Annotated in this window: 9 protein-coding genes and 1 pseudogene; 5 read left to right on the top strand and 5 right to left on the bottom strand. The window is 41.8% G+C overall.

Annotation, left to right across the window (positions count from 1 at the left end; translation table 11 throughout):
* Positions 1-171: 171 nt before the first annotated feature.
* The gene (locus tag AB4589_RS10060) at positions 172-438 is read left to right on the top strand and encodes a DUF2960 family protein (protein WP_004733780.1); all 267 of its coding nucleotides are present in this window, start codon (positions 172-174) and stop codon (positions 436-438) included.
* A gap of 187 nt (positions 439-625) precedes the next feature.
* Here AB4589_RS10060 and nagK read toward each other — a convergent pair whose 3' ends face one another.
* Positions 626-1,534 (bottom strand): N-acetylglucosamine kinase, encoded by a 909-nt coding sequence (gene nagK, locus AB4589_RS10065; RefSeq protein WP_012603950.1) that lies wholly within the window; start codon positions 1,532-1,534, stop codon positions 626-628.
* A gap of 163 nt (positions 1,535-1,697) precedes the next feature.
* Positions 1,698-2,444, bottom strand: coding sequence for a tRNA-uridine aminocarboxypropyltransferase (locus AB4589_RS10070; protein ID WP_372100320.1), 747 nt, complete (start codon positions 2,442-2,444; stop codon positions 1,698-1,700).
* 68 nt (positions 2,445-2,512) lie between these two features.
* On the opposite strand from AB4589_RS10070, the gene AB4589_RS10075 reads away from it, so the two are divergent.
* Positions 2,513-3,316, top strand: coding sequence for a sterol desaturase family protein (locus AB4589_RS10075; RefSeq protein ID WP_372100322.1), 804 nt, complete (start codon positions 2,513-2,515; stop codon positions 3,314-3,316).
* A gap of 240 nt (positions 3,317-3,556) precedes the next feature.
* Here the strand turns inward: AB4589_RS10075 and AB4589_RS10080 are convergent.
* Positions 3,557-5,603, bottom strand: a pseudogene (locus AB4589_RS10080) (methyl-accepting chemotaxis protein).
* Between the two features lie 104 nt (positions 5,604-5,707).
* Here AB4589_RS10080 and AB4589_RS10085 point away from each other — a divergent pair.
* Positions 5,708-6,193 carry a C40 family peptidase gene (locus AB4589_RS10085; RefSeq protein ID WP_017097841.1) on the top strand — a complete coding sequence of 162 codons (486 nt, stop codon included), beginning with the start codon at positions 5,708-5,710 and terminating at the stop codon, positions 6,191-6,193.
* A gap of 91 nt (positions 6,194-6,284) precedes the next feature.
* Here AB4589_RS10085 and AB4589_RS10090 read toward each other — a convergent pair whose 3' ends face one another.
* Positions 6,285-6,629 (bottom strand): DUF3802 family protein, encoded by a 345-nt coding sequence (locus tag AB4589_RS10090; RefSeq protein ID WP_009846752.1) that lies wholly within the window; start codon positions 6,627-6,629, stop codon positions 6,285-6,287.
* Positions 6,630-7,083: 454 nt separating this feature from the next.
* Here AB4589_RS10090 and AB4589_RS10095 point away from each other — a divergent pair, with 454 nt between their 5' ends.
* Positions 7,084-7,950, top strand: coding sequence for a fructosamine kinase family protein (locus AB4589_RS10095; RefSeq protein ID WP_012603955.1), 867 nt, complete (start codon positions 7,084-7,086; stop codon positions 7,948-7,950).
* Between the two features lie 115 nt (positions 7,951-8,065).
* Positions 8,066-8,269 carry a CPXCG motif-containing cysteine-rich protein gene (locus AB4589_RS10100; RefSeq protein WP_012603956.1) on the top strand — a complete coding sequence of 68 codons (204 nt, stop codon included), beginning with the start codon at positions 8,066-8,068 and terminating at the stop codon, positions 8,267-8,269.
* Between the two features lie 195 nt (positions 8,270-8,464).
* Here the strand turns inward: AB4589_RS10100 and AB4589_RS10105 are convergent, their stop codons facing one another.
* A complete protein-coding gene (locus AB4589_RS10105; protein WP_122047278.1) occupies positions 8,465-9,076 on the bottom strand; it encodes a riboflavin synthase subunit alpha in 612 nt (203 codons plus the stop codon).
* Positions 9,077-9,311 lie beyond the last annotated feature (235 nt).

A 9,311-nucleotide genomic window follows, 5' to 3' on the forward strand; every position in this document is an offset into this window, starting at 1 on the left:
AAGTTCCGTTTAAGTCAGCCAGATTAAAAAATAACGAATAGTATACCACAAAATGCTTATTACACATTCCATTCATGAGGCTAATAAGTGGTAATTTCCTATCATTATCTTGAGTGGCGTACTGTTTTTATGTAGAGTGCGCGCAAAGTAATAATTATATTGGAGAGCACCATGGCTCGTACCATTCTGTACACTTATAAAGATGAAGACAAAGAGTTATTGTTTTCGAAACAAGAACACCGCACGATCCAAGAAGCTGTTGCAGCCGCTGAAGGTATCGACATCACTGAGTATCTAAAAACTGAGCAGCAGCTTGAGTTCATTTCTGATACTAAAGCGGTTCGTAACTACCAAGACAACTATTTTCGTAAGCTTGGTTTTACTAAGCTTACATTGAAGCAAAAAGACAACCTTGGTGTTGGTAAAAAGAAGAAGTAAGCCCTCTGGCTCTTTTTCTTGATATGTAGCTTTGTAGCTTCTAGCTTTTCGTTTGTAATTAGAGCTAAGAGCTGAAGAAACGAAAACACTGAACAATAAAAAATGCCGCAACCTCTTTCGAGATTGCGGCATTTTTATTTGTTCTTTTTAACTATCTAACCTTAGCTAGCTTAACGGTAAGTAACGATTACTTAATGTTAAGGAATGCAGCGCCACGAACGCCGCCTGAATCACCGTGTTTCGCTTTGATGATTTTCGGACACTTCGCTACAGACAATAGGTATTTAGGGATACGCTTTGGCATCTCTTCGTAGATAAGTTCGAAGTTTGAAAGTCCGCCACCCAGTGCAACTACGTGTGGGTCAAGACCCGTAAACAGGTTTGCAAAACAGATAGCCAATAGCTCCATAAAGCGATCTACGTGCTCAGCGGCTTTTGATTCGCCTTCGTTGTATGCTTGAATGATCTCGATCGCTTTCTTCTTCTCACCGAAGTAGTGCTCATAAATCAGTTCGAAGCCGCGACCCGATAAGTAACTGTCTAAACAACCTTTCTTGCCACAACCACAACCCAGTAGCGGTGCGTTGTCGCCAAGGTGGAACCATGCATCTAGAGGAAGGCGCATGTGACCTAATTCACCAGCAACGTGATTACGACCAGAGAACACTTTACCTTCATAAACTAAACCGCCACCGAAGCCAGTACCTAGAATTAGGCCTGCTACTGATGGTTCGTCTTTAAGTTCATCATCCCACGCTTCTGAAAGCGCAAAACAGTTTGCATCATTTTCAATTTTCACACTACGACCAATAAGCGCTTCTAGGTCTTTGCGTAGTGGTTTCCCCGTTGAAGCTGGTACGTTAACAACCAGCATTGTGCCGTCGTCAGCATCTTCCATTCCAGGAAGACCAAGACCAATTTTGCCTTCGCAAGAAAATTCGTTGTCGTACTTCTTTACCAAACCAGCAATTGTATCAAGTAGCAGTTGATAATCTTCAGTGGGCGTTGGTACGCGTTCTGTCGCTACTCGCTCAAGTTTTTCATTGAATGCACCAAACTCAATCTTTGTGCCGCCAACATCGAAGCCGTAATACATGAAATCTCTCCAATTTTTCCCTAAATTCGGGCAAATAAATTTTTGTAAATAAACAACTAAAGAGCATTATCCATAACACTCCCCCTACAAACCGTGATAGATGACAAACTTATCCCGTGTTTGAGTTTGTTTGAACAACAAGTCAGCACAAAGCGGTTAAAGGTTAGAGTGACTTCTCACTTTTAGTATGATCTATGAAAGCATTCAGGCTCGGTTTGGTTGGATCTGACTTATAACGTGTCTTACTTAACATGTAACTTTCCCGAAATGTCTCAAACCATAGCTGTAAAGTCTTGGCACCCTGCTCTTCACCAGCCTGTTTCAAAACCAAGCTCGCCACTTCTGCTGTCGAAAGATGTTGTTCGTTGTCTGACTTTCGCATCATGTATTGAGAAACTGACTCAGGCTCAATCGATAACACAGGTAAATCTTGCAGATATTCTGAGCGACGAAAAATTCGACGGGCCTCGCGCCAGCTACCATCAATAAAGATCAGCAATAGTGTCTTATTCGAATCCCGCATTTCGCCCAGATCCGTAACCACCCGCGTTTTGTCGTTGGTATAGTCTTCAGGGAACACGATCACAGGTTGGTATTTGTCGTCTTTTAGAACATCCAACATCTCTTGATTTGGCTCAGTACGATGCCAAAGGTAAGCGTAACTGTCTTTCACCGTATCAACAATCAAACGACCAGTGTTACTTGGTTTTAAGATTTCGTTGTCTGACAAGATCAACATAGTCGCGACGTTCGTATCAATGTTAGGTTGATGCTCGCAGATACAGCTGTCTTGTTTTATTTTACAGAACTCACATCGCACTACTTTACACCCGCGCGCATTAAACGGCTTAGTAGCAATGGATAAACGGTGTTGGTATAAACGGTGAAAAGCGTGGATTCTCATGGACAATAACGATAGATCTAGAAAAGTGGCACGATTGTACTTACAGTGACCCTAGAATGATAGAAGGAATTCCCATGCAAGACCCATCCCTGCTTCGCCTTGTTTGTTTTATTGTCGTTTTTGGATTGTGTGCTCTTTGGGAGTACCGCTTTCCACGTAAAACGCTGACTCAGAGTAAATGGTTTCGTTGGGGAAACAACTTTGCGTTGGTTGCTTTGAACAGCTTTCTATTAGCCACTCTAATCCCTATTGCAGCGTTCCAAGCAGCGGTTATCGCACAAGATAACCAATGGGGTTTGTTTAATACCCTGTCACTTCCCAAAGAACTTAGCATTGTGGTTTGTGTCTTGTTATTAGATTTCGCTATCTACCTACAGCATTTGGTGTTTCACCGAGTTTCATGGCTATGGAAGTTACACCGAGTTCATCATGCGGATCTAGATATTGATGTCACAACCGGAACTCGTTTTCATCCAATTGAGATGATTCTTTCAATGCTGATTAAAGTGAGTTTAGTGATCGCGCTTGGTGTACCTGTCATCGCTGTTGTCATCTTTGAAATTGTTCTTAACGCCAGCGCGATGTTTAACCACAGCAATGCGCGTCTGCCACTGTGGATTGATAAGCGATTGAGAAAAGTGATTGTGACACCAGACATGCACCGAGTTCATCACTCGGTCATTGTTAAGGAAACGCACTCAAACTTTGGTTTTTTCTTATCGGTGTGGGACATTTGGTTCAAAACCTATCGCGCTCAACCTAAGCTTGGCCATGATAACGTTCAGATTGGCGTTCCAGAGATTCAAGATGGTAAAGAGCAACGGTTAGACTTAATGCTACGTCAGCCATTTGCACGATTCCCGACAACGAAAGACTAGGTTCGAATTCAGTTGAGTCTCAGTTTATATTGAGATCAAACCTATCTTAATAACAAACCTGTCTCTATAACAAACCCGTCTCCATAACAAACCAAGCTTAATACCAAAGCAAAACGCCCTTAGATTCTTGTGAAAACTTAAGGGCGTTTCTGTATCAATAGGAATTTAAGCGTAGTTAGTGCTTCAACTATTATGCTGTCAGGCTTAACTCAGCAAGCTCGTTTATTTCAGTACGCTCGTCTATTTCAGCACGTACTTGTGAAGCATGGCTTGTTGGTGTCCTGCTATCTCGGCGACTTGTTCTGAGCTTTCAATCATAGACTCTAACTGCAACTTGGTATCTTCACCCTGCTCCGATACACGGGTGATTGAATGTGTAACATCAACAGTGGCTCGGGCTTGTTGTTCTGTCGCCACCATGATTTGCTCGACTCGTCCTTTAATCTGACTCACTGCAACTTCAATCTTTTCAAAAGCTTGCTTGACATCACTACTGGTTTCCAGTGCATTCGCCATTTCGTTTCTCGACTCTGTTACAGACGCCCGTGAGCGATCAGCGGCTGCCACCAATTCATTCATCATATTTCGTATATTAGTGGTTTGCTGAGAAGTATCGCTGGCAAGTTTTCTGACTTCATCGGCAACCACTGCAAAGCCTCGGCCTTGATCTCCTGCTCTCGCTGCTTCTATTGCTGCATTCAATGCGAGTAAGTTAGTGTTGTCAGCAATGCCACTGATCATGTCGACCATTTCCCGAATCTGTTTAACGCGCCCGTCTAAGTCGGCCATCGATTCTTCATTCATGCTTAAAGAGTGTTCTAGTGCATGCAGTCGCTGCTGGTTAAGTCCAACAACTTGACTCCCTGTCACTGACTCATTTTCAGCAAGCTGGGCGTCATCATTCGAGGCGTTAGAAATACGTGCAATTTCACCAATAGATGCTTCAAGCTCTGTAATGGTGGTAATCATGTTTTGAAGTGATTCATTTTGGTCGTGTAAGCTTGAGTTAGTTTGCTCTGCGGCATCGTGACTGACTTCCGCGGTTTGATAAAGCGTTTCACAGTTTCGTGTTACCAAGCGCACTGAATCAGCGGTTGAGTCGACAACAGAATTAAGTTTTGATGCGATAACTTGCAATTCCAATGGGCCAACTAATTGACTCTGTTTTGAAAAATCGTGTTCCGCGAGTAAGCTCATTTGTTGAGTAATGTTTCTGAGTCCTTTGTTCACCCAGCGACGTAACACCAACCATGAAATAGAAATGATGGCCGTTATCACTAATCCACTAATAAATAGTACTTTGTTCTATCGTCGCAATTGTCTGATTGACCACAAACTCGCTTTCATCAATTAAAATGGAAGCGGTGTTCGATAGTTGATTTAAGGTCCCTATCACGGTGTTGGCCAGATGGATGACTTTTGCTAAGTCGGCTTCTTGTTGCTCAACAAGTTCTAGCTTTTGCAGGATTTGTCTTAATACACCGTTATCTGCAAAGCCAGATTTAACCATCTCATAAGGCGCTGTTAAGCTTGCGAACTCTACGATGTCTGGATGCCATTCAGAAAAGTCATCATACGCGAGGTTAATGCCTGCAATTCGATTTCGAAGCTCTCTGTATTCGTCTTGCGCTTTTTCTAAGTCTGATTGCATCATCAACATTAGGAAGGTGTTCGCCATTGCAGAAGCACTCGCTGTGAATCGGTTAGCCGCATCGGAAGCCTCTGGGTTGTTCTGTACAAGGAAAGAACTGATACGGTTCATTTCAGGTCCGATGGAACTCACACCATAGCGAAACTCAGTGACTTGGCCATCGATGAGGTTTTGCTTATTCTGAATTTCAATTTGAGACGATAACACTTGGCTAGTCATCAATTGTAAGGTCGCCATGTTCTCGGTTAAGTCTTGTTTTTGTTCAACGGAAATCGCGTCAGGAAAAGATTGGGATATGAAGAGGAGTTCTTCTAGCGTTTGGTTACTTTCGGCAACTAACACGTCGATCGAGTTGCCTGTTGTGTTAAGCGTATTTAGGTCGGTTGATTGGGTGCTATAAGTAAGAAGTTTTACCTGCTCCAACACGCTTTGTGTTAATTCGGCGTTGTTTAATGCAAGAGGTAATGCTTGTTCCGAAAGCGCTTCAAAATGGCCCCCGACCCGATCGACGCCTCGGAGACTGACCAAAGATAAAAAGATGACGAGCAAAAGAATGGAAATAAATACAGCGGTGACGGTTTGAATGAGCGAGAATGTATAACGTGAAGGTTTTATTGATAAATTTGTGTCGGGCATGTGAAATCCAGTTTGACTACGAAAAAAGATATCCTTAAGTTAGTTCGTATACTAGAAGTCCTTGATGACGTTTATATTTCAGTTTTTTGTCAGAAGAGTTACATATGAAATTCAGGAAAATGGCTGTAGTTACAATAACTTTAGCAACATTGGCTGCTTGTAGCTCGACGCCATCCCCTTCTCAGCTTAGTCAAACCGCACACAAGCCTCTGTCAAAGTTAGAGCAATCAACGACCAATGCGTATATGAGTGTATATGAACAGTGGAAAGGTGTGCCATATCATTTCGGAGGGACTTCATTTAGAGGCGTAGATTGTTCTGCTTTCGTTCAAATCGCAGTGCAAACTGCGACCCAGCAAGCCTTACCAAGAACCACAAAAGATCAAGTTAAAAAGGGAAAGGAAATAGCGTATGGACAGGCAATAAGTGGTGACTTGGTGTTTTTCAAAACATCGATGACGGTACGACACGTCGGTGTATATTTAGGAAACAATCAATTCCTACATGCTTCGACATCGAAAGGTGTCATTATATCGAGATTGGATAACCCTTATTGGGCCTCTAAGTTTTGGCATTTTAGGCGTTTATAGTGATTAAAAGATTAACTGATAACACAGTTGCTTTGAAGGTACTATTTAAACGCCTATCGCTGTTTAGCCTAGTAAATGTACTAGAAGCTAATTAGTCGTATTGAGCAACCGCAGTATCAAACAGGTTCTTCACTAATGCGATGTATTCATCTAAGAATACAATTTGTTCGTTAGTCGCTTTTTTTGACCATACACCAGCTAACACTTCACCTAAATCAGCCACCACTGAATCCGCTTCTTTCAATAGTTGAAAACGAACGCTTGAATGTAACTCAGGGTTTTGCTCGAAAATAGCCATGATGTTTGTTGATATCATGTCAGTGATGATGTCTTCGACACTTTCATTACCTGTATCGCCATTACTATTAGTAAAGACATCTAGGTTAAATGATAAGTGTTCGATCAAAGCCAAATAGCCATCGGTTTCTACAACCACAATAAATCTCCGTTTAAGCTCAAGAGCAGATTAATATGTACCTACCTAATACTATGTATATGAGTCTGTTTGTCATCTCTTTATTACTAAAAACTGTATTAAAGTGATCCGAGTTAGCATTTAAGCTTAAATTTCAATCAAAACACCCTAACTTCACCAAACACACCTAAAATATAGTGAAAAATAATCTCAACCTATTTCTGCGATTCTATTGTATGAAAATCATCATGCCGTGAGATTAGTTCCAAACTATTTCCTTATATCATTCTCAATTTCTGTTTTGATTTCAAAGGGCTTGAATCAGTTCGAGTTCACAAATCAGCCAATTGATTCTACATTAGTTGAAGAAGAGCCAAGAACATTGACGAGTGCGTCTATAAATTGCTCAGATTTATCCTAAACTATTGCTAGTAAACAAACAGTATTTCTAACCTTCAGTCTTTGAGGATTTCCTATGTGGCAGGCCATTTCTCAACAACTTTCAGATACTCTTCTATTTAACTTCCAGATAACTGAACGTACCAAGGTTTCTGGTGGCGACATTAACGATTGCTATATGATTAGCGATGGTAACGAACGTTACTTTGTAAAAGTGAACCAGCGAGAATTTTTACCTAAGTTTGAAATTGAAGCTGAGAATTTACGCTTGTTAAGAGAGACTTCTACCGTTTATGTTCCTGAGTTGGTACTGATTGGTAAAACCAAAGAATGCTCGTTCATTATCCTTAATTACTTGCCGACCAAGCCGCTTGAAACAAGCAATAATAGCTATGACTTTGGCGTTCAACTTGCCCAATTGCATCAATGGGGTGAACAGAAAGAGTTTGGTTGTGACCAAGACAATTATATTGGTAGCACCCTTCAACCCAACCCTTGGCACAAGAAATGGGGACGTTTTTTCTCTGAGCAACGCATTGGCTTCCAACTGCAATTGTTAAAAGAAAAAGGCATCGAATTCGGCGATATCGATGATATTGTTGACGTCGTGAATATGCGTCTTGCAGGCCACAACCCTCGCCCTTCTTTGCTTCATGGCGACCTTTGGAACGGTAATGTTGCTAACTCAGCCTTTGGGCCAATCTGTTACGATCCCGCTTGTTATTGGGGCGATCATGAATGTGATTTAGCGCTAACTGAACTGTTTGAAGGGTTTTCAAAAGAGTTTTATGAAGGTTACCAGAGCGTCAATCCACTCGACGTTGGCTATACTGATCGGAAAGACATTTATAATTTGTACCATCTTCTCAACCACTGCAATCAATTTGGCGGCGAGTATTTAGCACAAACTGAGGCGTGTATTCAGAAGATACAGGCCGTTTAATACCAATCACAGCTAGCTACTACGATCTATATAAGTTGCAACGTTGGATATCGCTATTTGTTACGACCCATACAAGCTACTACGATTAGTGCAAGTACAGTGAGGATAATTCGTCATGCATAAATACACAGAGAAACATGTTTCTTGCCCCCATTGTGGTCATGCAATTAGCATAACGCTGGATGCTTCTAATGGGAGCCAAGATTTTTACGACGATTGCCCTGCATGTTGCAATGCAATTCATCTGGACATGCAGGTTGATGAATTGAGAGACAGAATCCATCTCTCGATTGATGCAGACGACGAACAAGTTTTCTAACACACTTTCTCTCTTGTCGAGTTGGCTCTACACCTCGATTTAAAGCTACACCTCGATTTAAAGCTACACCTCGATTTTGAAGCTAGCCCAGAAAAACACAAAAATAGAAAAAGAGCACTTAATGTGCTCTTTTTTAATATCTTCGACTTTTACTTAGTCAACGCTTTTAGGGCAAGTGTTATTGATGAACCACTACTACGACTTCTGGTTTGCTAGCACGCGCTCAACAGTATCAACAATCGCTTGTGTTTGAGGATCAAACTCAATATTTACTTGGTCGCCTACTTCGCGGCTGCCAAACAAAGTGCGATTTAGCGTTTCAGGAATCAAGTGTACAGAGAAACGGTTCTCTTCCACTTCACCTATCGTCAATGAACAACCATCAACGCCAATATAACCCTTGCTCAATACATACTTCATTGATTCCTGTGGCAACTCAAACCAAAGCGTGCGGTTGTTTTCAGTCTTGATCACATCCACTAAGTTCGCCATCAACGTAATGTGGCCAGACATACTATGCCCGCCAATTTCATCACCAAATTTTGCTGCTCGCTCAACATTCACTTTATCACCAACAGTCAGTTGGCCTAAGTTCGTCAATCGCAATGTGGCTTGCATTAAATCAAAAGCAATCTGATTGCCCGAAATTTCCGTTACCGTTAAGCAACAACCGTTATGAGCTACTGAGGCACCAATCGCTAATCCCTCAACCATTTCGTCGCTTAGCTCAATGGTATGAGTCTGAAACAACTCTTTTTTGTTTATAGCAACCAGTGTTGCCATTCCTTGAACGATACCTGTAAACATAAGATTCCTATTTAGCATTCTAGGGCGTGTTGACCTTTCTCGGTTAAATTTTGTTCGAGATAAAAGCGTTTTAATCGCGGCGAGGGGGAAGTAGCCTAGCATCCTAAGCAAATATCCCTCAACAAAGAGTAAAACGCTTTTAGCCGAACCCTTCGGGCAGCGTTTGCTGGTCATTTCTACTGCGTTATCGGCTTCTCATGTAGGCTAGCTACACATCGACGCCTCTGCCTTGTAT

The sequence above is a fragment of the Vibrio sp. 10N.222.49.A3 genome (assembly GCF_041475145.1).
Classification (GTDB): domain Bacteria; phylum Pseudomonadota; class Gammaproteobacteria; order Enterobacterales; family Vibrionaceae; genus Vibrio; species Vibrio tasmaniensis_A.